Below are 23,208 nucleotides of genomic sequence, written 5' to 3'. Positions count from 1 at the left end.
AGAAATACTTCGCTTCGTCAGCGTTGCGTGAGGGTATTGTAAGGATTTTTTACTGAATGTAAACGCTAATGATAATTCATATCATTTGTATGCTTGTTCTACTGACGAGAAAGGGTAACCGGATGAATTAAAGGGAAAAGCGGCGCAGCGGGCGTGCGCCGGGGAGGATCAGCGTTTCTGGATGTAGGTGATGGCCAGCGCCAGCGCCAGCACCAGGCCTTTGATAATATCCATGGCGTAGTAGGGCACCGACAGCATCACCAGGCCGTTTTGCAGCACGCCGAGGATCACTGCGCCGATCAGGGTGCCGAGCGCATTGGGTTTGCCGGAGCCCGCCAGCGAGAAACCGATATAGGCCGCCGCCACCGCGTCCATCAGATAGCCGCCGCCGGCATTGACCTGCGAAGAGCCGATACGTGACGCCAGCAAGATGCCGCCAAGCGCCGCCAGCCAGGAAGAAATGACGTAAGCGGCAACCCTGTAACGTACGGTGCGGATACCCGACAGACGCGCAGCCTCGGGGTTGCCGCCGATGGCGTACATCCGGCGGCCGTGCTTGGTCAACGAGAGGAACAGCTGTACCGCCACGGTGGCCGCCAACATGATCAGCACGATCACCGGCACCTGGCCGAGGGCGGAAAACACCTCTGGGATCAGGCCTTCCGCCATGTCGCCATTCGGCAGCACCATGTTTTGGGTGATGGAACCGCCGTAGCTGTAGGTCATCGCCACGCCCTGGATCACGAACAGGCTGGCCAGCGTCGCCAGCATGTCGGGAATTTTGAGCACCACGATCAGCAGGGCGTTGAACAGGCCGACCAGCGTGCACAGCAGCAGCGTTACCACGATGGCGCCGGTGGTGCCGAACCCGTGCCAGACGAACAGTGAAATCACCAGCGCGTTGGCCAGCGAGGCGGTCGAGCCGACCGACAGATCGAAACCGCCGACCGACAGCGAGATAGAGACGCCGATGGCGATCACCGTCACGATGGCGATCGAACGCAGGATATTGATGATGTTATTGGCATCGAGAAAGTTGTCCGACGCCAGGCCAAACAGGGCGATCAGTGCCGCGACGGTCAACAGCATGCCCCACTTGTAGAGGAAATCAAACAGCTGTTGGCGCCAGGGCAGCGCAGGCCGCAAGGCAAATTCTTTACTCACGCAGGGGTTCCTCCGGTGGAATAGAGCAATAAGGTTTCTTCGTCGATGTCGGCGGCGTTCAACTCCGCCACGATGCGGCCGTCCCACAGCACGCAGATGCGATCGCACAGGCCAATCAGCTCGGCGAACTCGCCGGAGGCGTAAATCACGCCTCTACCGGCGTGAGCCAGGCCGTCGATCAGGCTGAACAGCTCCTGCTTGGCCTTGATGTCCACGCCCTTGGTCGGCTCATCGAAGATCAGCACCTCGGCGTTGCCGCGCAGCCACTTGCCGATCGCCACTTTTTGCTGATTGCCGCCGGACAGGCGTGCCAGCCGCTGTTGCGGGCCGGAGGCGCGAATGTTCAGACGCTGCATGATCTCGCGCGCCCAGCGCAGCTCTTGCCGCCGGCTGAACAGGCTCCAGCGCGAGAAGCTGTCGTCGGCGCTGACGCTCAGGTTCATCGGGATCGCCTCATCGATGAAAATGCCCTCTTTGCGGCGCTCTTCCGGCACCAGCGCCAATCCTTGTTCGACCGACAGGTGCGGCGCGCGTGGCGCCCAGGGCTGCCCGCGCAGTTCGCCGCGCTCGAGCTGCACGGTGCTGGCGCCGAACAATGCCTTGCACAGTTCGGTTTTGCCCGCTCCGGCCAGCCCGGCGATGCCGAGGATCTCTCCTTCATGCAGCCGCAGCGAAACGTCGCGCAGCTTATAGCGATCGCGCAAGCCCTCCACCTGCAGCAGCTTACGCCCAGCGTGCGGCGGGCGCGGCGGCGGGAAAATGTCGTCCAGCCGATGGCCGAGCATTTTCTCGACGATCTGTTCGCCGCTCAGCCCGCGCATGGCGTCTTCGCTGACGCGCCGCCCGTCGCGCAGCACCGTCAGCCGATCGCAAATGTCGCTCAGTTCGTGGATGCGGTGAGAAATGAACACGATGCCGATGCCTTCGGATTGCAGGCGGCGCACCACGTTGAACAGGCGCTCGCTCTCGGCGCGATCGAGCGGCGCGGTCGGTTCATCGAGCACCAGAAAACGGCAGCGGTGCGACAGCGCGCGCGCCAGCAGCACCTGCTGTTTTTCCGCCAGCGTGCAGTCCGCCAGGCGTCTGCGCGGGTTGAGCGGCAGCGCCCATTGCTGCAGCAGCTGCGCGGCGCGGCGGTGCAGCTCCGCCCAGTTCAGCCAGTGGCCCGGCTCGTTCAGCCAGTCCAGCATGATGTTCTCCGCCACCGACAGCGTGGGGATCAGCGCGACGTCGACCTCTTGCTGTACCACGTGAATGCCGTGGCGGCGCGCCTGCAGCGGGGAATGAATTTCCACTGCCCGGCCGTCGATCAGGATCTCGCCGCGGTAGTGATCGTGGGCGCCGGAGAGGATCGCCATCAGCGTCGACTTGCCCGCGCCGTTGGCGCCGACCAGCGCATGGATTGAACCGCCCTGCAGCGTGAAGTCCACATCCTGCAGCGCGTTGAAGCCGGCGAAGGCGATCGAGATATTGCGCATCTCGAGGCGTGAAGGCGTTGCGGTTGACATAGGGTAGTAAGGCCGTTTAGATGTTTAGATGGCTGTTTTGCTCTGTTGTAACACAGATTGCGCCGTTGGCAACCAACAAAATGGCATAACGGCGATGAAAAACGTGGAGAGGCAGGGGCGCAACCCGCGTCAGGCTGCGCCGGTGCGAGAAGCGGTCAGAAGGTGGTAGGGGTGTGTGCGCTGACGATGCGGCAAATGCGCGCCGAGGTATTGCTGAAGCTGTGCGGAATGCCGGTGTTGATGGCGTAACTCTGACCGGCGGTCAGGCAGTAGCTCTGGCCGTTGATGGTTAGCACAATCTCGCCCTCCAGCAGGGTGCCTATCTCTTCGCCCTGGTGCTTGATCTTTTCACCGGTGGTGGTGCCGGGCTGGTAGGTTTCCAGCATCATCGCCAGGTTGCGCGTCGGGCTGCCGTTGTGCACCAGCTTCATCGACACCCCCTGGCTGCCGATCTCAATCAGGTCCTCGGCGTCGATCACCACGCGCGGTTCGTCGGCGGCTTCCGGTTCGGCAAAGAATTCAGACAGCGACAGGCCATACACCTTCAGCAGCTTTTGCAGCGTGCTGATGGCCGGGCTGACCTTGTCCTGTTCGATGGTGCTGATCGCACTGTGGGTTAACCCGGACAGTTCGGCGACCCGGCGCTGTGACAAACCCAATTGCTGACGGATCTGCGACAGGCGTTTGCCCGGTGCCAAGCTGACTTCGCTCATAGCGGTACTTCCTTCTGGTAAGGGCGACAGGCAGAAATGAAGATCGCTATCGGGTGCCTGTCTGGTCGATAACGATACTGCATGATATCGGTAGTTAGGGTGGGTTTGGAAAATATATTGCCCATGTTCACTCTTGGTGCGTTGGACAAAATAGTTGACGTGAAAATGGCAGTAAGGCCTTTTCGGTCAATATTTTATCAATTTAGCAGTCACTGGCGAATAATCAAACAGGATTGTAACATTTGCAAACCCATTCTGTTAATACTATGTTTCATATTGTGGATGTTATTTTGAGCGCCCGGCAGCGGCGCGGCCTGACGAGAAATCCAATCATGTGTTGAATCGAACGGTGGACGGGCGCCAACGCGCCTTCAGAGCATAATGGCGGGTGACGTATGCAAACCAATAGCGCAGCAGTTGAACATTTTGCACAGCATCATGAAGAGAGGCGAAGTAGCGCGTTCCAAAATGAGGTTGCTCATTATTTGGAACGCCATCCCGCCACGCAGTATGTCGATATCCTTCTCACCGATCTTAATGGTTCCTTCCGCGGCAAACGCATACCCGTCTCTGGGTTAAAAAAACTGGAAAAAGGCAGCTACTTCCCCGCGTCGGTGTTCGCCATGGACATCCTTGGCAACGTGGTGGAGGAGACCGGCCTTGGGCAGGAGCTCGGCGAACCGGACCGCATTTGCCTGCCGGTGCCCGGTTCGCTGACGCCGTCAGCCGCCGATCCGGAGCACATCGGCCAGGTGCTGCTCACCATGTTGGATGAAGATGGCACTCCCTTTGACGTTGAACCCCGCAATGTGCTGAACCGCGTGTGGCAGGCGCTGCGACAGCGCGGTTTGTTTCCGGTGGCAGCGGTAGAGCTGGAGTTTTATCTCATCGATAGGCTGCGCGACGCGGAAGGCGATCTGCAGCCGCCGTGTGCGCCCGGCACTCAGGAACGCAACACCCAAAGCCAGGTGTACTCCGTCGATAACCTGAACCATTTCGCCGAGGTGCTGAACGATATCGACGCGCTGGCGAAGCTGCAGGGGCTGCCGGCGGACGGCGCGGTGGCGGAGGCGTCGCCGGGGCAGTTCGAGGTCAACCTGCGTCATACCGACGACATCCTGCTGGCCTGCGACCACGCGCTGGCGCTGAAGCGGCTGGTGCGGCTGGTGGCCGAGAACCACGACATGCACGCCACCTTTATGGCCAAACCCTATGAGGATTACGCCGGTAGCGGCATGCACGTGCATGTCAGCATGCAGGATAGTGCGGGCAACAACCTGTTTGCCGACGCCAAAGGCGAGGATTCGCCGCTCTTGAAACAGGCATTGGCCGGGATGATCACCCTGATGCCGGCGTCGATGGCGCTGCTGGCGCCGAACGTCAACGCCTACCGGCGCTTCCAGCCGGGGATGTATGTGCCGATCCAGGCCGCCTGGGGCCACAACAACCGCACTGTGGCGCTGCGCATTCCCTGCGGCGAACCGGAGAACCACCGGGTGGAGTACCGCGTGGCCGGCGCCGATGCCAATCCTTATCTGGTGATGGCGGCGATCCTGGCCGGCATGCTGTACGGGCTGGACAACCTACTGCCGCTGCCTGAGCCGGTGACCGGCAACGGGCTGGAGCAGGAAGGGCTGCCGCTGCCGATCCGCCAGAGCGACGCGCTGTACGAGTTTGAACATCAGCACGCCCTGACGCACTATCTGGGCGAGCGTTTCACCCAGGTGTATCACGCCTGCAAGACCGACGAACTGCTGCAGTTTGAACGGCGGGTGACGGAAACCGAGATCGACTGGATGTTGAAAAATGCCTGAATGGGCGTATAAAGTAAGAGGTATGTGCGGGTGACTGGCCTGCCGGCAGCGGAATAATTCGCCTGCCGGGCTGGTTTTCCGTGCGATCGACAAAAAGAATTTGTATTTGAGGGTTTCCGGATCTTGTCATTCGGAGGCATTCTGGTGCAAAATATCTCAAATGCAGATAGCCGACGTTTTGAAAGCGTCGGTTATTTTTTTTGCATTATGTTTTACCAACGTAGCGTTTCATACACCAAGCGAGGCCGGACACCGATCCGGATAGATAAATAGTTTCGTGCACGATCAAACAAAACTTTATGGTCGTGACTCATGAGGATTAGAAAGATGGGGCAATTTTTCACTTTAGCGCCGGTGCCCGCCGGTTTCCGCTGTGGCCGCAGCGACTATGGAGCAGCCGAGGTTTCCTCGACCCGTTATCCAGCTTACAACCCCCTTCTTTTAGAATTAAGTCGCTCGTTGCGAAGTTTCCCCGCAACCTTAAGTCTTGGCGTGTCCGCCATCCGCAAGGCTCAAGGTAAGGGGGGGCTGAACAATGTCCGATAACACCATCAACGCCGCTCCGGCTCAGCGCACTCAACTGCGTAAAACCCTGACTTTAGTTCCGGTAGTGATGATGGGCTTGGCTTACCTGCAGCCAATGACCATTTTCGATACCTTCGGCATCGTATCCGGCTTGACCGATGGTCACGTCGCGACCGCGTACGCCTTCGCTCTGCTGGCGATCCTGTTTACCGCCCTGAGCTATGGTAAGCTGGTGAAGAAGTTCCCTTCCGCCGGTTCCGCTTACACCTACGCCCAGAAAGCCATCAGCCCGCACGTCGGCTTTATGGTGGGCTGGTCATCGCTGCTGGACTACCTGTTCATGCCGATGATCAACATTTTGCTGGCTAAGATTTACCTGGAAGCGATCTTCCCGGGCGTACCGTCCTGGATCTTCGTGGCGGTGCTGGTCGGCTTGATGACGATTTTCAACCTGCGCGGCATCAAGCTGGTGGCTAACCTGAACTCCATCATCGTGGTGGTGCAGGTGGCGATCATGATCGTGTTCCTCGGCCTGGTGATCAACGGCATTTACCACGGCGAAGGCGCCGGTACGCTGGTCAGCAGCCGCCCGTTCTGGTCCGATAACGCCCACGTGGTGCCGATGATTACCGGCGCGACCATCCTGTGCTTCTCGTTCCTGGGCTTCGACGGCATCAGCTCGCTGTCCGAAGAGACCAAAGACGCGGAAAAAGTGATCCCGAAAGCCATCTTCCTGACGGCGCTGATCGGCGGCATCATCTTTATCGTGGTGTCTTACTTCGTGCAGCTGTACTTCCCGGACATCTCGCGCTTCAAGGATCCGGACGCCTCACAGCCTGAAATCATGCTGTACGTGGCGGGCAAGTTCTTCCAGTCGGTGATCCTGGTGTTCTCCTGCGTGACGGTATTGGCGTCGGGCATGGCGGCGCACGCGGGCGTTTCGCGTCTGATGTACGTGATGGGCCGCGACGGCGTGTTCCCGACTCGCTTCTTCGGCTATGTGCATCCGAAGTGGCGTACCCCGGCGCTGAACGTGCTCCTGGTTGGCGCCATCGCGCTGTCCGCGGTGTCGTTTGACCTGGTGACCGCGACCGCGCTGATCAACTTCGGTGCGCTGGTGGCCTTCACCTTCGTCAACCTGTCGGTGATTTCGCAGTTCTATATTCGCGACAAGATGAACCGCACCGTGAAGGACACATTTAACTACCTGATCCTGCCGGTGATGGGCGCACTGACCGTTGGCGCGCTGTGGATCAACCTGGAAGCCAGCTCGATGACGCTGGGCCTGGTTTGGGCGGCCATCGGTTTGATCTACCTGGCCTTCGTCACCCGCAGCTTCCGTCTGCCGGTGCCGCAAGCGAGCGAAGACGCCGCCTAAGCGCGAGCCGTCTCCTCAGCCACAAAAAAGGCCGCTTTCGCGGCCTTTTCCTTTTCTGCTTGCTGCGGGGTTTATCCCACCAACTCTTTGCCGTAATCGAACAGCGCTTTCAACAGGGCGGTTTTCTCTTTGTCGCCTTCGTGCAGGTTATACAGCGATTCGAGCTGCAGCAGGTAACTCTGCACGCGCTCTGCGCTCAGCGCTTCCTGGCGGTGTTGCAGCCAGCGACGCTGCTCGGCGTCGTCCAGCGTATTCGGGTAGTTGCGCGCGCGGAAGCGGAACAGCAGCTCTTTCATGCGGCCGTCGCTGAAGGCCAGATCCAGCGCCGGCAGGTTCTGCGGCTTGGTCTGCTGGATAATCCTCATCGCCGCCTTGTCGGCGTCGCTAAAGAAACCGTCGTACAAGCGGGCGTCGACGTCGTCGGCGCCTTTGAACGGCTCGGCTTCGGCGAACAGCGCGACCACTTTCTCGCGCACTTCCGGATGCTGTTTCAGCAGCTGCAGATTTTGCAGACACGCCTGACGATCGATGCCCAGCCGCTCGGCGTTCTCCGGCAGCAGGGTTTTGGCCGGCGCCAGCACCGGGCATTTGTTGATGTGCACCAGCTTGATCGGCACCGGTGCCTGATCCGGCGCCAGATCGTCACGGCGGGTATACAGCCGTTCACGCAGCTGCTCGGCGCTCAGCGTCAACAGCGGCGTCATGTCGCCGGCCAGATCGCACATGATCACCGCGTTCTTGTTGTCCGGGTGCCAGGCCAGCGGCGACACCCAGCTGGTATTGCCGCGCGCCGCGCCGAACATGCCGGAGACGTGCACCAGCGGCGTCATGTCGGCGACGTCGATCAGGGCGTTCAGCTTGTGCTTGTTGCGGTGCTGCAGCAGGAAATCGAACAGCCGCGGCTGTGCCTGTTTGACCAGCTTGGCCATGGCGATAGTGGCGTAAACGTCCGACATCGCGTCGTGAGCCTGCGTGTGCTCGACGCCGTTGGCGCGCGTCAGATGTTCCAGGCGGAAGCTGGGGAAACCGTCTTCGTTTTCCGGCCAAACGATGCCGTCCGGGCGCAGAGCGTAGCAGGCGCGCATCACATCCAGCAGATCCCAGCGCGAGTTGCCGTTTTGCCAGCTGTAGGCGTAGGGATCGTAGAAGTTGCGATAGAAGATATTGCGGCTCACTTCGTCATCGAAGCGGATGTTGTTGTAACCGAGAATGCAGGTGCCGGCCACGCTGAAGGCCTGATGGATTTGGCGGGTGAACTCGGCCTCGTTAACCCCTTTAGCACGCGCCACCTGCGGCGTGATGCCGGTGATCATCACCGCCTCGGGTTCCGGCAGGTAGTCATCGGCCGGGGCGCAGTAGATGACCAGCGGCTCTTCGATAATGTTGAAATCCATATCGGTGCGCACGCCGGCGAACTGCGCCGGGCGGTCCAGCGACGGGCTCTTGCCGAAGGTCTCGTAATCGTGGATATAAAATGTGGCCGGTGCCTTGCTGCTCAAAATCGCGTCTCTTCAGTGGCGGATACAATATGCCTCTATTGTAACGGCGTAGGGAGCGATGCCAAGCGGCGGTTAGCGAAATGCGCGCAATTACGCACGGCGATAGAAATCCAGCCGCTGGTGAAAGTAGGGGAGCAGGTGGTCGGGGATCTGTCGTTCTGTTTCCGCCTGGGTCGAAGCGATGCCGTAGCGCTCGTTGTAGATCACGCTGATGGCCAGCAAATCGGCTTCTATTTTCTCGCGTTGCGCCTGCGGTAAGCTATCCAGCTTTCGAACCATCGTTATCTCCCTGTTAACCTTAGGGTATAATAGGATCGTTAGCGGGTCTTGTCCCTACCCATTCCGAGGGGAGGTGGACGCCTGCGCGCTTTGCTGCGAGCTGGGGGCCAGACTGTGGCGCGCGGCGAACTCGTTCTGCGCCTGGTGCGCATTGAGGCGATCTGCCCGGTTATACAGCGAACAGGCGCCGCTTATCACCGCCCCCCAAAACAGGGCGCACAGCAGTAAAACCCCCAACCAGATTTTTTGGTTATAGGTCATAGGTCCTCCACGGACGAGAAGAGAAATAACATTGACCGTTAAATTAAATCAGGCACTACATCAATGGTATTTAAACGGCAGAGATTAATCATCCAATCTACGCGCTTCTTTTGTTACTAAAGCCACGATGGATGTTTCAAAAGATTCCTTAAGATAATATTAAGAAAAGTGATTCTGGGCGCCGTAATTCTATTTAATATTTGTTTAAATACCCGCAGATACAATCTCCCACATTCAATACCAATGTGGGTGACAATGATGAAAACGCTACTGTTAACCGGCGCTACCGGCTTTCTCGGTGGTGCAGTTCTTGAAAAATTATTGATTGAAAATCAGTCTATTAATTATCTTTTACTGGTGCGCGCCGATGATGCGCAGCAAGGATTGGCTCGTATTCGCACGAATATGGAAAAGTTTAATATCGACGCGAATCTGCTGTCTAAAATTACGATAGAAAATATATTGTTGGGCGACCTTTCCGAGCCGGCCGAATTTTTAACTGACGCACGTATTAACAATGTCACGCACGTTATTAACTGTGCGGCCGTTGCTTCATTTGGTAATAACCCGCTCATTTGGAAGGTAAACGTAGAAGGCACCCAGGCCTTTGCCGAAAGAATGGCGCAGGTGCCGGGATTAAAACGCTTTCTGCATGTCGGTACCGCCATGTCCTGTTCCCCGGAACCGGGTTCGCTGGTGGCGGAGAGCGGCGAATTTGAGGAAGATGCCGAGCATCTGGTGGAATATACGCGTTCCAAATCCACCATCGAACAGCTGATGCGCCAACGCTGCCCGCAAATGCCGCTGACCATCGCTCGTCCGTCGATTGTCGTGGGCCACACCCGCCTGGGCTGCCAGCCTTCCAGCAGCATTTTCTGGGTGTTTGGCATGGCGCTGATGCTGCGCAAGTTTATGTGCTCGCTGCAGGACAATATCGACGTGATCCCGGTGGACTACTGTGCGGATGCGCTGGTGATGCTGATGAACAGCGAAACGCTGGAGAACGACGTTTATCACATCTCCGCCGGTGAAGAGCGCAGCGTCAGCTTTGCCGAAATCGACCGCGCCATGGCGGCAGCGCTGGAAAAAGCGCCGGTGGGCGATGAGTATGCGCAGGTGACGTATGACGCGTTGGTGAAAATGCGCCGTCAGCTGAAAGACATTTTCGGCCCGTGCAACGAGCGGCTGATGCTGAAGGCGATGCGCCTGTACGGCTCGTTCGCCATGCTCAACGTGCGTTTCAGCAACGAGAAGATCCTCAAGCTGGGCATGCCGAAACCGCCGCGCTTCACCGACTACATCGCCGGTTGCGTGCAGTCGACTCGCGGGTTGTCTATCCAGCAGCAGATGGTGGTGGACTTCAAATAACCGCCGGGCGCAGCGGGCGCCCGAGGTTGCTCTGCTACCAGGACGAAGAGGACCAGAAGACGCGGCCGAGCACCACCAGTTGCTCCTTGCGCTGCTGATAGCTGAGATGCTCGTCCTGGTACTCTTCACGGTTGAGGGAGCGGATGATGACGCCGCCGTCCGGCTGCTCGATCAGCACCTTCACCCGCAGCAAATTGCCGTGGCGGATGGCATAGGTCTTGCCCTCGCGGATGCGCGTGTCGTCGGTGTTGATGCCGACCACGTCGCCATCCTGCAGACGCGGTTCCATGCTGGAGCCGGAGATGCGGATAATGCGCGCGGCGTTGACCGCCACCCCCATCTTGTGCAGATAGTAACGGCGGAAGATCAGCGAAAACTCCTCGCGATCGACGATTTCGTAGCAGCCGTCGCCGGCGGAAAAATCGATATCCAGCAGCGGGATCTCCACAAACTCTTCCTTGTCCTGTTCGGTATCTTCCCATACCACCGGTTTTAAACGGGCGGGCTGGAAGTCCGACTCCGCCGCCACGTTGTCAAACGGGCGCACCAGCTGCTTTTCGTGAAACACGTCGAACCAGCCCTTGGGCAAATTCAGCTTGGCCTCGATCCGCCTGGCCAGATTGTCGCCAAGATTGCGGGAGGATTTTTCCCCGATGATTTGGCTCAGCGTTGGCGCGGAAGACTCAACCAGCGTGGCGAATTCATTCTGGTTGACGCCTTGCCGGGCGTAGCGGGCCATCAATTCGCGCAGATTGTTGCGCCTGATTTCTTTAGTTTCCATCGTGCAATGATCGCACTCTTTAGCAAAAAGGTAAATAACGATTTTGCTAAAAACACTTGCGCATGATTTAGCAATTAGCTAAAACAAAAAGGGTGAGCCAAGGGTTCACCTGTGCGGGGCGGCCTGTCATGATGAGGGGCCGCTCAGTGAAATCAAACGAGAGAGGGACTTTACGATGTACAAGATTGATTACAATAGCTACCGATCGGTCGCCAGCTTCGGCCACCGCGTGCGTTTTCTGGTGCTGCACTACACGGCGCAAAACTTCGCCGACTCGGTGAAGTCGTTGACCGGAAAATCGGTCAGCGCGCACTATCTGGTGCCGGATCCGACTGAGGCCACCTATCAGGCCGCCGGCTTCAGCGGCGTGCGCATTTTCAACCTGGTGGACGAGAACGAGCGCGCCTGGCATGCCGGCACCAGCCAGTGGGGCACCCGCAGCAATATCAACGACACCTCGATCGGCATCGAGATCGTTAACCTGGCGAGCGGCGACGGTGGAAACATCACCTTCCCGCCGTTCAATCCGCAGCAGATCGAGGCGGTCACCCAGCTGGCGCAGAACATCCTGCAGCGTTATCCGGACATCTCGCCGGTGAACGTGGTGGCGCACTCCGATATCGCGCCGGGCCGCAAGAGCGATCCGGGCCCGCAGTTCCCGTGGCAGCAGCTGTATCAGGCCGGCGTCGGCGCCTGGTATGACGAAGCGACCAAGCAGCAGCGCCAGCAGGAATACTGCAGCCAGGGCCTGCCGGCGCAGGCCGATTTGCTGAAACTGTTCGCCCAATATGGCTACGACACCTCGGCGGCGAACACCGCAGAAGGCTATCGCCAGCTGGTGCGCGCGTTCCAGCTGCACTTCCGTCAGCAGAAGTATGACGGCGTGATGGATGTTGAAACCGCCGCCGTTCTGCGCGCGCTGGTCGACAAGTACGCCGCCTGAGCCTGACCGCGAATGGGGGACGCCTCATTCGCCTTTTCCTCGCCGGGCTTCCTCCGCTAAAATAGCGGCCTGGCTGGTCTTTATCGGAGGCATCGTGCGCCTCGATCGAAAAATCTCTTCCCTTGAACTGCTGACCTATCGCCACTACCGCATCGTACACGGCGTGCGCATCGGGCTGGCGTTTATTCTGACCTTTCTGCTGATCCGCCTGCTGGCGGTGCCCGAAGGCACCTGGCCGCTGATCACCCTGGTGGTGGTGATGGGGCCGATCTCGTTTTGGGGCAACGTGCTGCAGCGGGCGCTGCAACGCATTGCCGGCACGGTGTTCGGCGCCGCGTCCGGCCTGATCGCCCTGTATCTGGAACTCTATTCGCTGCCGCTGATGCTGGCTTGGTGCGGCGTGGTGATGTTCGTCTGCGGTTACCTGACGCTCGGCAAACGGCCGTATATGGCGCTGCTGGTGGGGATCACGCTGGCGGTGGTATGCGGCGCGGGCGCCGGTGACATGCACACCGCGCTGTGGCGCAGCGGCGACGTGATCTTCGGTTCGCTGCTGGCGCTGCTGTTCACCAGCATCTACCCACAGCGCGCCTACATTCTGTGGCGCATGCAAATGGCGGACTGCCTGCAAACCGCCGCCCGCCTCTACGGCGCGTATTTTTCGCCGAACGTTATCGAGCGGCCGCGGCTGGAGCCGCAGCTCAAGGATCTGTTGAATCAGGTGGTGAAGCTGCGCAGCCTGATCGTGCCCGCCAGCAAGGAAACCCGCATCCCCAAAGCGGTGTTCGAGGCGGTGCAAACCCTCAGCCGCAATTTGGTGTGTACGCTGGAGCTGATGGCCGACGCCTACTGGGCCTCGCGCGAAACGCACTTCATCATGTTGAACGCCCGCACGCTGCGCAGTACCCAACTGCTGACGCTGAGCTCGCTGGAATCGCTGGCGGTGCTGATGCGCGAAGGGCCGCAGGCGCAGCGGCAGGCGGTGGCGGGGCAGTTGGCGGAGATCGCCGGCGAGCTGAAAACGCTGATGCAGGAGGTCAGCCTCGGCCAGCACGGCGAAGCGCCGATTTACGGCTACGTTTGGCTCAGCATGGAGCTGGCGCAGCAGCTGGAAGAGTTGGGGGATCTGCTCCAGGTTTGTACCGCCGCCGAGCGTGAATAGGGGGTCAGATCATGAAGGCGGCGCTTTGGGTTTTGGCCGCCGGGGCAAAGTGGGTAAGATAAGGCAATCACTGTTGTGCCGGACCGCCACAAACCTGTATCTTGGTGCCATGTGGCCGTAAGCAAATGAATCTGTGTATTACTAAAGCAAGGGTATAAAGATGGATAATGCAAATAAGCCGAGTTTCCAGGACGTGCTGGAGTTTGTGCGTATGTTCCGCCGCAAAAACAAACTGCAACGCGAGATCGTCGACAACGAAAAGAAAATTCGTGATAACCAGAAGCGCGTGCTGCTGCTCGACAACCTGAGCGAGTACATCAAACCCGGCATGAGCATTGAAGACATTCAGGGCATCATCGCCAACATGCGCAGCGACTACGAAGATCGCGTTGATGACTACATCATCAAAAATGCCGATCTGTCCAAAGAGCGCCGCGAGCTGTCCAAAAAGCTGAAGGCGATGGGCGAAGTGAAGTAACCCGCTTTATCGGGCCGGGTGCGATGCCTGGCCCGCATTCCTGCCAATCATCTTCTTCCCGCCGTTTCGATCATCTCCCGATCCTCATCGATCCTTTAAATGGGATCGCGATCCGCATTTGTAGCATTTTTAGCCGCAATGTTAACGAACTGTGATTTTGCTCAAACAATTATTTTTGCAGCTTTGGTTATATGTCGATCAATGTTCACGTTGTCATTTTGAGTTTTCGGGATGTGTGATGATTAATTCATTGAAATTTATCATGTTGTTTCGTTGCTTGTTTTTTGTTGGATAAAAATGACAACGTCAACATTAATAAAGTTAAAGCGTTTAACGAGTGTATTGGAGGAAGAGATGAACCAGTTGCCGGAAAAAATGCACGCGGTCGTTTGCCACGGCCCGCAGGATTATCGTTTCGAACAGGTGCCTACGCCGCTGCCGAAGGCGCGCGAGCTGGTGATCAAGGTGGAAGGCTGCGGCATCTGCGCCGGCGACTGCAAATGCAAGAACGGCGCGCAGATGTTTTGGGGAGAGAACCCGTGGGTCAAACCGCCGGTGGTGCCGGGGCATGAGTTCTACGGCCGCATCGCCGCGCTGGGCGAGGGCGTGGAAGGCAAATACCGGATCGGCGAGCGGGTGATCGCCGAGCAGATCGTGCCGTGCTGGGAGTGCCGCTACTGCAAATCCGGCAGTTACTGGATGTGTGAGACGCATAACATTTACGGCTTCCAGAAAGACGTGGCGGAGGGCGGCATGGCGGAATACATGCGTTTTTCCGAGAACGCCATCGTGCACAAGATCCCGGAAAGCCTGAGCCATGAAGACGCGGTACTGATCGAACCGATGGCCTGCGCCATTCACACCGTGGCGCGCGGCGACATCCAACTGGACGACGTGGTGGTGCTGGCCGGCGCCGGGCCGCTCGGGCTGTGCATGGTGCAGGTGGCGCGCCTGAAGACGCCGAAGAAACTGATCGTGATCGATGCCATCGACGAGCGGCTGGCGCTGGCGAAGGAATTCGGCGCCGACGTGGTGATCAACCCGCTGAAGGAAGACGCCGACCAGATCGTCAAATCGCTGACCGGCGGCTACGGCTGCGACGTCTACATCGAGGCCACCGGCGCGCCGATCGGCGTCACCCAGGGGCTGCAGATGATCCGCAAGCTGGGCCGCTTCGTGGAGTTCAGCGTGTTCGGTAAGGAAACCACCGTCGATTGGTCCATCATCGGCGATCGCAAGGAGCTGGACATTCGCGGCGCGCACCTGGCGCCCTACAGCTATGAAATCGCCATCGATCTGTTCGAGCGCGGGCTGGTGACTTCCAACGGCGTGGTTACCCACAGCTATTCATTGAACGACTGGGATGAAGCCTTCGCCCTGGCGGACTCGACCGACTCTATCAAGGTGATCCTGGTTCCCTGACCCTCCCGCCGTACCGCTGTTGCAGTCACGATCGCCGGCCCATCCGCAATGGGGGGCCGGCCGGTCGGCCAAACGTAAAGACATGCTGTTGCTCTGATAACCACAACAAGAAGCTTCCCTACAGGAGAATTGGCTATGTTTTCATTATTCAAAAAGACCCTGCCTTTTATCGTCGCCGGTGGAATGTTGGCGGCCAGCCATGGGGCGCTGGCCAAGCAAATCACTATCGGTATGTCGTTCCAGGAAATGAACAACGACTACTTCGTCACCATGAAGCAGGCGCTGGATCAGGCGGCGGCGGATATCGGCGCCAAGGTGTACGTGGCCGATGCGCGCCATGACGTCGCCAAACAGATCGGCGACGTGGAAGACATGCTGCAGAAGAAGGTGGATATCCTGCTGATCAACCCGACCGATTCGGTGGGGGTGCAGTCGGCGGTGATCTCCGCCCATAAGGCCGGCGCGGTGGTGGTAGCAATCGACGCGCAGGCGGAAGGGCCGCTGGATTCGTTCGTCGGCTCGGAAAACTACGACGCCGGCTTCCAGGCGGGTGAATACCTGGCGAAAGCGCTGGGCGGCAAAGGCAAGGTGGCGATCCTCGACGGCATCCCGGTGGTGCCGATCCTGGAGCGCGTGCGCGGCTTTGAAGCGGCGATGAAGAAATACCCCGACATCAAGATCGTCACCAAGCAAAACGGCAAGCAGGAGCGTGACACCGCGCTGACCGTGACCGAAAACATGCTGCAGTCGGCGCCGGATCTGGCGGGCATCTTCAGCGTCAACGACGTCGGCGCGCTCGGCGCCCTGGCGGCGATCGAAAGCAACGGCGCCAAGGTCAAGCTGGTGAGCGTCGACGGCCAGCCGGAAGCCATCAAAGAGATCCTCAAGCCGAATTCGCCGTTCATCGCCACTTCGGCGCAGTTCCCGCGCGACCAGCTGCGCATTGCGCTCGGCATTGCGCTGGCCCGCTACTGGGGCGCCACGGTGCCGAAAACCGTGCCGGTCAAAGTGAAGCTGATCGACCGCAGCAATGCGGCCGGCTTTAGCTGGTAACAGCAGCCGGGTTCGCCCCGCTGCGGCGGGGCGTTCGGTGCGGAGGGCAATACGGTGACACCTTTACTGGAACTGAAGCGAATAAAAAAGAGCTTTCCCGGCGTGAAGGCGCTGGACGGCATCGATCTGGCCATTCAACGCGGCGAGGTGCACGCCCTGCTGGGCGAAAACGGCGCCGGCAAATCGACGCTGGTGAAAATCATGTGTGGCATCTATCAGCCGGACGAGGGCGATATTTTTATCGACGGCGAGCAGCGCCGCTTTAACAACTATCGCCAGGCGATCGAGGCCGGGGTCGGCATTATTTTTCAGGAATTCTCGTTGATTCCCTACATGAGCGCCATCGACAACATCTTCCTCAACCGGGAGATCAGGAACCGCTGGGGCCTGCTGGATCGGCGGGCGATGCGGCGCAAGGCCGAGGCGATCTTCAAGCGGCTGACGGTGGCTATCGATCTCGATTGCCCGGTGGAGCAGCTGAGCGTGGCGCAGCAGCAGTTCGTTGAGATCGCCAAGGCGCTGTCGCTGGAGGCGCGGGTGCTGGTGCTGGATGAGCCGACCGCCACGCTGACGCCAGGCGAGGCCGAGCACCTGTTCAGCGTGATGAACGATCTGCGGCTGCTGGGCGTCGGCATGGTGTTTATCTCGCACCACCTGGACGAGATTTTCACCATCTGCGATCGCATCACTGTGCTGCGCGACGGCGCCTACATCGAAACGCTGGCCACCGGCGACACCAACGTGGAAGAGCTGGTGCGGCTGATGGTCGGGCGCAAAATCGAGAACGCCTTCCCGGTGAAACAGCACCCGGTCGATACCGCGACGGTGCTGCTGGAGGCGGAGATCCAGCGCGAGAAGCACGGCGCGACCGACCGTTTTCACCTGCACAAGGGCGAGATCCTCGGCTTCGCCGGGCTGGTGGGCTCCGGGCGCACCGAGACCGTTTCGGCGCTGATCGGCGCCAGCCGCTGCCACCGTAAACGTGTCCGCCTCGGCGGCCAACCGGCGGCGCTGCGCTCCCCAGCGCAGGCGCTGGCGCAGGGCATCGGCCTGCTGCCGGAGAGCCGCAAAACCGAGGGCCTGGTGCTGCCGTTCTCGGTGGCGCAGAACGTCACCCTCAACCGGCACCACCGGCGCGGCAAGATCTTCGTCAGCGCCCGCAAGGATCGCGACGTGGTGCAGCGGCTGATCCGCGCCGTGGGGGTGAAAACCCCGGACGCTGAGACCGCCGTCAGCACCCTGAGCGGCGGCAACCAGCAGAAGGTGGTGATCGCCCGCTGGCTCAACAACGACTGCAACATCCTGATCTTCGACGAGCCGACGCGCGGCATCGACGTGGGCGCCAAGGCCGAGATCTACCAGCTGATGCAGCAACTGACCCAGCAGGGCATCTCCATCATCATGATTTCCTCCGAACTGCCGGAGATCATCGGCGTGTGCGACCGCGTGCTGGTGTTTCGCGGCGGCCACATCGTCGCCGAGCTGACCGGCGACGACATCGAATCCAACCACATCATGCTTCACGCGACCGGGAGTGCCTTATGATCGGAATTGAACAACCCGCCGTGGCGCGCCGCGCCGCCGGCCCCAGCCTCGGCAAGCGCTGGGAAAAACTGCTGCATCACCCGGCGGTCTTGCCGTTTATCGGCTTTGTGATCCTGTTCGTGCTGATGAGCCTGTTGAACGACAGCTTCCTCAGCGTCAACAACCTGACCAACGTGGCGCGCCAGGTGTCGATCAACGCCATCATCGCGGTGGGCATGACCTGCGCCATCCTGACCGGCGGCATCGATCTCTCGGTGGGGCCGGTGATGGCGCTGGCCGGTTCGGTCGCCGCCGGGCTGATGCTGGCGGCGGTGCCCATTCCGCTGGCGATGGTGGCGGCGCTGGCGGTCGGCGCGCTGTTCGGCCTGGCCAACGGCGCCTGCATCGCCTACCTGCGCATGCCGCCGATCATCGTCACCCTGGCGTCGATGGGCATCGCCCGCGGCCTGGCGCTGCTCTATACCGGCGGCTACCCGATCTCCGGCCTGCCCGACGTTTTCTCCTTCTTCGGCCGCGGCACGGTGCTGGGCATTCAGGTGCCGATCCTGATCATGCTCGGCGTGTACGTGCTGGCCTGGCTGATGCTCAACCAGCTGCCGTTCGGCCGCTACGTCTACGCGATGGGTGGCAACGAAGAGGCGGCGCGCCTGAGCGGCATCCGCGTGCCGCGCTACAAGATGCTGGTGTACGTGATCAGCGGCCTGACCGCCGCGCTGGCCGGGCTGGTGCTGACCTCGCGCCTGATGAGCGGGCAGCCCAACGCCGGCGAAGGCTTCGAGCTGGACGCTATCGCCGCCGTAGTGCTGGGCGGGGCGGCGATCTCCGGCGGGCGCGGCGCCATCGTCGGCACGCTGGTGGGGGCGATGATGCTCGGGGTGCTCAACAACGGCCTCAATCTGATGAACGTGTCGCCGTATATCCAGAACGTGGTGAAGGGCGGCATCATCCTGGCCGCCATCTACCTCAGCTCTGTGCGGCGCAAATAGGAGGCGCGATGTCAGTCTTTCTTGGCATAGACGTCGGCGGCACGGTGATCAAGGCCGGGCTGTATCGGGCAAGCGGCGAAGAGCTGGCGATCGCCGAGCGCGACGGCGCGGCGATTGCCGCCCAGCCGGGCTTCAGCGAACGCAATATGGACGCGTTGTGGGATGACGTTTGCGCGGCGATCCGCCAGACGCTGCACGCGGCGGGGCTGGAGGCCGGCCAGGTGCGCGGCGTCAGCTTTTCGGCGCACGGCAAAGGGCTGTACGCCATCGACCGCCACGGCAAACCGGTCGGCAACGGCATCCTCTCTTCGGACAACCGCGCGGCGGCCACGGTGGCTGAGCTGCGCCGCGCCGGGGTGGACGCGCAGACCTACCCGTGCAGCCTGCAGCCGCTGTGGCCCAGCCACCCGGCGCTGCTGCTGCGCTGGCTGAAGCAGCGGCAGCCGGCGCAGTACGCCGCCGTCGATCGCATCCTGATGGCACACGACTACCTGCGCTTTCGCCTCACCGGCGAGGCGGCGGCCGAGGTGACCAACATCTCCGGCAGCAACCTGTTTAACCAGCACAGCGGCGCTTACGATCCGGCGCTGATGGTGGCCTTCGGCATCGAAGAGGCGCAGGAGAAGACCGCGCCGGTGATCGGCTCTGCGCAGCTGGCCGGGCGGGTGACGGCCGCTGCGGCGGCGCAGTGTGGCCTGCGCGCGGGCACTGCGGTGTACGGCGGCCTGTTCGACGTGGTGGGCGCGGCGCTCAGCTCCGGCGTGGCCGACGATCGCACGCTCAGCGCGGTGGCGGGCACCTGGTCGATCGCCACCTGCGTAACCGAGCGCATCATTCCCGCCGATTATCCCTACGCCTGGGGGCGCTACTGCATCGACGGCTGCTATTTCGCGCACGAAGGCAGCCCGACCTCGGCCGGCAACCTGGCCTGGTTCCTGCGCCAGTTCTGCGCCGACGACCGGCAGCGCTACGCCCAGTTCAACGCCTGGGTGGCCGAGCGCCGCGAGCAGCCGAGCGGGCTGCTGTTCCTGCCTTATCTGTACGGCTCCAACCTCGGCGGCAACACGCCGGGCGGGCTGATTGGCCTGAGCGCCCACCACGAGATGGCGGACGTGGTGCAGGCGATCTACCAGGGCATCGTGTTCTCGCACCTGATCCATCAGGAGCGCATGGTGCAGCTGAACTCGCGCATCGAGCGGGTGCGCATGACCGGCGGGCCGACGCAGTCCGAGGTCTGGATGCAGATGTACGCCGACGCCGGCAACCTGCCGCTCGAGGTGGTGGAAACGCGTCAAAGCGGCTGCCGCGCCGCCGCCCTGTGCGCCGCCGTCGGCGCCGGGGAGTACGCCGGGTTCGCCGAAGCGATCGCCGCCGCGCCGCCCAAGCTGCGTTGTTATTATCCCGCGACCGCCGCCCACCGGCGCCTGCGCGCCCAGCAGGCGCGCTATCTGGCGGTCGCTCAGGCTTTGAGTGAGGTGACTGATGCAAACGACTAACGCCGCCTGTCTGGGGCTGTATGAAAAGGCGCTGCCCGCCGATCTGAGCTGGCCGCAGCGGCTGGCCACCGCCGCCGAGCTGGGCTTTGAGTTCGTGGAGATGTCGATCGACGAGCAGCCGGCGCGCCAGCAGCGGCTGGACTGGGATCGCCGCCAGCGGCTGGCGTTTATCCAGGCGCGGCTCGACAGCGGGGTGACGGTGCCGAGCCTGTGCCTGTCGGCGCACCGGCGCGAGCCGTTCGGCAGCCATGACGCTGCCACCCGCGAGCGGGCGCGGGGGCTGATGAGCAAGGCGCTGGAACTGGCGACGGATCTCGGCATCCGCAACATCCAGCTGGCGGGCTACGACGTCTATTACGAACCCGCCGATCGCCACAGCCGCGAGCGTTTTATCGAGGGCATGCAGTGGGCGGCGGCGCAGGCCGCCAGGGCGCAGGTGATGCTGTCGGTGGAGGTGATGGACACGCCGTTCATCAACAGCATCAGCAAATGGCGCGACATCGCCCGTCACGTCAACAGCCCGTGGTTCACGGTGTATCCCGATCTCGGCAACCTCAGCGCCTGGGGCAACGACGTCGCCGCCGAGCTGGCGCTGGGCATCGGCAGCATCACCGCCGTGCACCTCAAAGACACCGTGGCGGTGGGGCCGGGCAGCGCCGGGCAGTTCCGCGACGTGCCGTTCGGCGAAGGCTGCGTGGATTTCGCCCACGCCTTTTCCGCGCTCAACGCGCTCGGCTATCGCGGCCCCTACCTGCTGGAGATGTGGGCGCGCGAAGACGGGCAGGATAAGCAACGCATCGCCCAGGCCAAGGCCTGGATCGAACAACGGATGATCGAGGGAGGCATCGCATGCTGAACGAACTCAAGCGGCAGGTGCTGGCCGCCAACCTCAGCCTGCCGGCATACGGGCTGGTGACCTTTACCTGGGGCAACGTCTCGGCGATCGACCGCCAGAGCGGGCTGGTGGTAATCAAGCCTTCGGGCATCGCCTACGAGGCGATGACGCTGGAGGATCTGGTGGTGGTGGATCTGGAGGGCAAGGTGCGCGAAGGGCACCGTAAGCCCTCATCCGACACCGCCACCCACCTGGCGCTGTACCGCGCCTTCGCCGATATCGGCGGCGTGGTGCACACCCACAGCCGCAACGCCACCATCTGGGCGCAGGCCGGGCAGCCGATCCCGGCGCTGGGCACCACCCACGCCGACTACTTTTACGGCGACATTCCCTGCACCCGGCCGATGAGCGAGGCGGAGATCGCCGGCGATTACGAGGGGGAAACCGGTAAGGTGATTATCGAGACCTTCAATCAGGCGGGGCGCGATCCGCAGCAGGTGCCGGGAGTGCTGGTCTATTCCCACGGCCCGTTCGCCTGGGGCAAGGACGCGGCGGATGCGGTGCACAACGCGGTGGTGCTGGAAGAGGTGGCGATCATGGCGATGGCGACGCGCCAGCTGGCGCCGGCCATCGCCCCGATGCAGCCGGAGCTATTGGACAAACATTTCCTGCGCAAGCACGGCAAACACGCCTACTACGGGCAATAGCGCCCGTCAGCGATTCAACAGCGAGCCGGTGAAGAACTCTCTGCGCACCGGCAGCTCGCCGCGCGGGCTGTGAATGGCGCTGAACAGCAGCTCCGCGGCGATCTCCCCCAGTTTCTGCGTATCGTGATACACCCCCGGAATGTGCAGGCCGTAAGCACCGGCGCGCGGCGGCTCGTCTATCGAGAAGAACTTCACCTGTTCATAAAGCCCCATCTCGTGGCAAATGGCGATGGCGCCCAGCGTGATGATGCCGTTCAGGCCGATGATGTAATCCGGGCGGTTCTCCGGCTGCGCCAGATAGGCGCGCACCTCGCTTTCCTGCGAGGTGAAATCATAGTCGCCGTTGATGATATGAATCTCACGCCCGCTGCCCTGCAGCGCCGCGACGATGCCTGCGGTGCGCGTTAAAGTAATTTCCGAATCCGCCGGGCCGCCGATGATCAAAAGTTTCTTCTCCGGCTGCTCCGCCAGATAGCGCCCGGCCAGCACGCCGATCTCGCGGTTATCGAGGAACACGCCGCTCAGCTGCTGATCGTAAAGATCGCGGTCGATCAGGATCAGCGGCACGCCGTACACCTCAGCCAGCTCGAGATAGGCGGGGCGGTAGCGCTTATCATCGCGCACCGCCGACAGCAGGATGCCGCGCGCCTTATAGCCGAACAGCGCCTGAATGGCGCGCATTTCCGCCTCTTCGCAGCCGTCGGTGTCGAACAGCATGATCTGGTAGCCCTGCTGACGCGCAATGCGCGACACGGTCTTGATCAGGCCGGAATAGAACGGGTTATACATGCTGCTGGTGACGATGCCGATAATCTGGCTGCTGCTGCTTTTCAGCCCCTGCGCGAAGGCGTTGGGCACATAGTTCAGCTCTTTGGCGATGGCGTGAATGCGCTCGCGGGTTTCCGGCTTGACCAGCTCGGGCTTATTGAAGGCGCGGGAAACGGTGATATTGGTCACCCTGGCGCGGCGGGCGATATCCACGATAGTGGCATTGGGATTGGCTTTCGACACCGTCTTTCCTTGCGTTATGCCTCAACAGATCCCTTATTGTAGGGAAAGGTCGGGGGCGGTGCTAGGGGGAGTAGTAGGAGTTGTGGGCAGGAAAATAACGAGATGAACACGAAATTAATAATTTCATTTATTTATTAATTACGAATTAAATAATTTTGTGTGGCTATATTTTGTTGGCGGGGAGTTTGGTAAGGCGTGTTTCATGGTCTAAGTTAGGCATTAATGACTGCTTTGTACCAACAGCGGAGATTGTTAACTCCTATATTGCATCAACCTGTCG

Annotated in this window: 21 protein-coding genes; 13 read left to right on the top strand and 8 right to left on the bottom strand. The window is 60.8% G+C overall.

The genetic code is table 11. From position 1 onward, the window contains the following. Nucleotides 1-168 precede the first annotated feature (168 nt). From FOT55_RS22135 to puuR, 3 genes are all read right to left on the bottom strand, one after another. Nucleotides 169-1,164, bottom strand: coding sequence for an ABC transporter permease (locus tag FOT55_RS22135; protein WP_147824027.1), 996 nt, complete (start codon nt 1,162-1,164; stop codon nt 169-171). Continuing rightward, the gene (locus tag FOT55_RS22130) at nt 1,161-2,672 is read right to left on the bottom strand and encodes a sugar ABC transporter ATP-binding protein (RefSeq protein ID WP_147824026.1); all 1,512 of its coding nucleotides are present in this window, start codon (nt 2,670-2,672) and stop codon (nt 1,161-1,163) included. The genes FOT55_RS22135 and FOT55_RS22130 overlap by 4 nt, the downstream gene beginning before the upstream one ends. A gap of 155 nt (nt 2,673-2,827) precedes the next feature. After that, complete coding sequence (gene puuR / locus FOT55_RS22125) at nt 2,828-3,385, bottom strand: HTH-type transcriptional regulator PuuR (RefSeq protein WP_025303528.1); 558 nt, start codon at nt 3,383-3,385, stop codon at nt 2,828-2,830. A 395-nt stretch (nt 3,386-3,780) separates the two neighbouring features. Here puuR and FOT55_RS22120 point away from each other — a divergent pair, with 395 nt between their 5' ends. Further along, entirely contained in the window at nt 3,781-5,199 is a 1,419-nt protein-coding gene (locus FOT55_RS22120) for a glutamine synthetase family protein (RefSeq protein ID WP_060433627.1), read from the top strand. Between the two features lie 535 nt (nt 5,200-5,734). Beyond that, entirely contained in the window at nt 5,735-7,102 is a 1,368-nt protein-coding gene (locus FOT55_RS22110) for an APC family permease (protein ID WP_025303526.1), read from the top strand. 71 nt (nt 7,103-7,173) lie between these two features. Here the strand turns inward: FOT55_RS22110 and sbcB are convergent, their stop codons facing one another. The 3 genes from sbcB to FOT55_RS22095 all read right to left on the bottom strand — a co-directional run bounded on the left by sbcB (nt 7,174) and on the right by FOT55_RS22095 (nt 9,141). Beyond that, on the bottom strand, nt 7,174-8,601 hold the full coding sequence (sbcB, locus tag FOT55_RS22105) for an exodeoxyribonuclease I (protein ID WP_025303525.1): 1,428 nt from the start codon (nt 8,599-8,601) through the stop codon (nt 7,174-7,176). A 90-nt stretch (nt 8,602-8,691) separates the two neighbouring features. Beyond that, entirely contained in the window at nt 8,692-8,880 is a 189-nt protein-coding gene (locus FOT55_RS22100; RefSeq protein ID WP_025303524.1) for a DNA polymerase III subunit theta, read from the bottom strand. A 54-nt stretch (nt 8,881-8,934) separates the two neighbouring features. After that, entirely contained in the window at nt 8,935-9,141 is a 207-nt protein-coding gene (locus tag FOT55_RS22095) for a hypothetical protein (RefSeq protein WP_025303523.1), read from the bottom strand. A gap of 258 nt (nt 9,142-9,399) precedes the next feature. Between FOT55_RS22095 and FOT55_RS22090 the strand changes: the two genes are divergently transcribed. Continuing rightward, nucleotides 9,400-10,509 (top strand): SDR family oxidoreductase, encoded by a 1,110-nt coding sequence (locus tag FOT55_RS22090; protein ID WP_147824230.1) that lies wholly within the window; start codon nt 9,400-9,402, stop codon nt 10,507-10,509. 34 nt (nt 10,510-10,543) lie between these two features. On the opposite strand, the gene FOT55_RS22085 is transcribed toward FOT55_RS22090, so the two are convergent. Then, nucleotides 10,544-11,290 carry a S24 family peptidase gene (locus FOT55_RS22085; protein WP_033643785.1) on the bottom strand — a complete coding sequence of 249 codons (747 nt, stop codon included), beginning with the start codon at nt 11,288-11,290 and terminating at the stop codon, nt 10,544-10,546. A 175-nt stretch (nt 11,291-11,465) separates the two neighbouring features. Between FOT55_RS22085 and FOT55_RS22080 the strand changes: the two genes are divergently transcribed. From FOT55_RS22080 to araD, 10 genes are all read left to right on the top strand, one after another. Then, nucleotides 11,466-12,233 carry an N-acetylmuramoyl-L-alanine amidase gene (locus tag FOT55_RS22080; RefSeq protein ID WP_025303521.1) on the top strand — a complete coding sequence of 256 codons (768 nt, stop codon included), beginning with the start codon at nt 11,466-11,468 and terminating at the stop codon, nt 12,231-12,233. A 94-nt stretch (nt 12,234-12,327) separates the two neighbouring features. Then, a complete protein-coding gene (locus FOT55_RS22075; RefSeq protein ID WP_089181126.1) occupies nt 12,328-13,395 on the top strand; it encodes an FUSC family protein in 1,068 nt (355 codons plus the stop codon). Between the two features lie 160 nt (nt 13,396-13,555). Further along, nucleotides 13,556-13,873 carry a PTS system regulator TmaR gene (gene tmaR / locus FOT55_RS22070; protein ID WP_004935612.1) on the top strand — a complete coding sequence of 106 codons (318 nt, stop codon included), beginning with the start codon at nt 13,556-13,558 and terminating at the stop codon, nt 13,871-13,873. Between the two features lie 354 nt (nt 13,874-14,227). Continuing rightward, nucleotides 14,228-15,295: a zinc-binding dehydrogenase gene (locus tag FOT55_RS22065; protein ID WP_147824025.1), complete on the top strand. Its 1,068-nt coding sequence runs from the start codon at nt 14,228-14,230 to the stop codon at nt 15,293-15,295. Between the two features lie 135 nt (nt 15,296-15,430). Then, complete coding sequence (locus FOT55_RS22060; RefSeq protein WP_015378502.1) at nt 15,431-16,348, top strand: ABC transporter substrate-binding protein; 918 nt, start codon at nt 15,431-15,433, stop codon at nt 16,346-16,348. 54 nt (nt 16,349-16,402) lie between these two features. Then, nucleotides 16,403-17,893, top strand: coding sequence for a sugar ABC transporter ATP-binding protein (locus tag FOT55_RS22055; RefSeq protein ID WP_147824024.1), 1,491 nt, complete (start codon nt 16,403-16,405; stop codon nt 17,891-17,893). Further along, nucleotides 17,890-18,879 carry an ABC transporter permease gene (locus tag FOT55_RS22050; protein WP_033655114.1) on the top strand — a complete coding sequence of 330 codons (990 nt, stop codon included), beginning with the start codon at nt 17,890-17,892 and terminating at the stop codon, nt 18,877-18,879. The genes FOT55_RS22055 and FOT55_RS22050 overlap by 4 nt, the downstream gene beginning before the upstream one ends. A gap of 8 nt (nt 18,880-18,887) precedes the next feature. Beyond that, nucleotides 18,888-20,375, top strand: a complete 1,488-nt coding sequence (locus FOT55_RS22045; protein ID WP_147824023.1) for an FGGY-family carbohydrate kinase — start codon at nt 18,888-18,890, stop codon at nt 20,373-20,375. Beyond that, nucleotides 20,362-21,231, top strand: a complete 870-nt coding sequence (locus tag FOT55_RS22040; RefSeq protein WP_147824022.1) for an L-ribulose-5-phosphate 3-epimerase — start codon at nt 20,362-20,364, stop codon at nt 21,229-21,231. The genes FOT55_RS22045 and FOT55_RS22040 overlap by 14 nt, the downstream gene beginning before the upstream one ends. Then, the gene (gene araD, locus FOT55_RS22035; protein WP_033632583.1) at nt 21,225-21,917 is read left to right on the top strand and encodes an L-ribulose-5-phosphate 4-epimerase; all 693 of its coding nucleotides are present in this window, start codon (nt 21,225-21,227) and stop codon (nt 21,915-21,917) included. The genes FOT55_RS22040 and araD overlap by 7 nt, the downstream gene beginning before the upstream one ends. A gap of 6 nt (nt 21,918-21,923) precedes the next feature. On the opposite strand, the gene FOT55_RS22030 is transcribed toward araD, so the two are convergent. Beyond that, on the bottom strand, nt 21,924-22,928 hold the full coding sequence (locus FOT55_RS22030; RefSeq protein WP_147824021.1) for a LacI family DNA-binding transcriptional regulator: 1,005 nt from the start codon (nt 22,926-22,928) through the stop codon (nt 21,924-21,926). Nucleotides 22,929-23,208: the final 280 nt, after the last annotated feature.

The sequence above is a fragment of the Serratia bockelmannii genome (assembly GCF_008011855.1).
Taxonomy (GTDB): Bacteria; Pseudomonadota; Gammaproteobacteria; order Enterobacterales; family Enterobacteriaceae; genus Serratia; species Serratia bockelmannii.
Note: the sequence above shows the minus strand (reverse complement) of the source record. Positions and strands in the feature narration are given on the sequence as shown.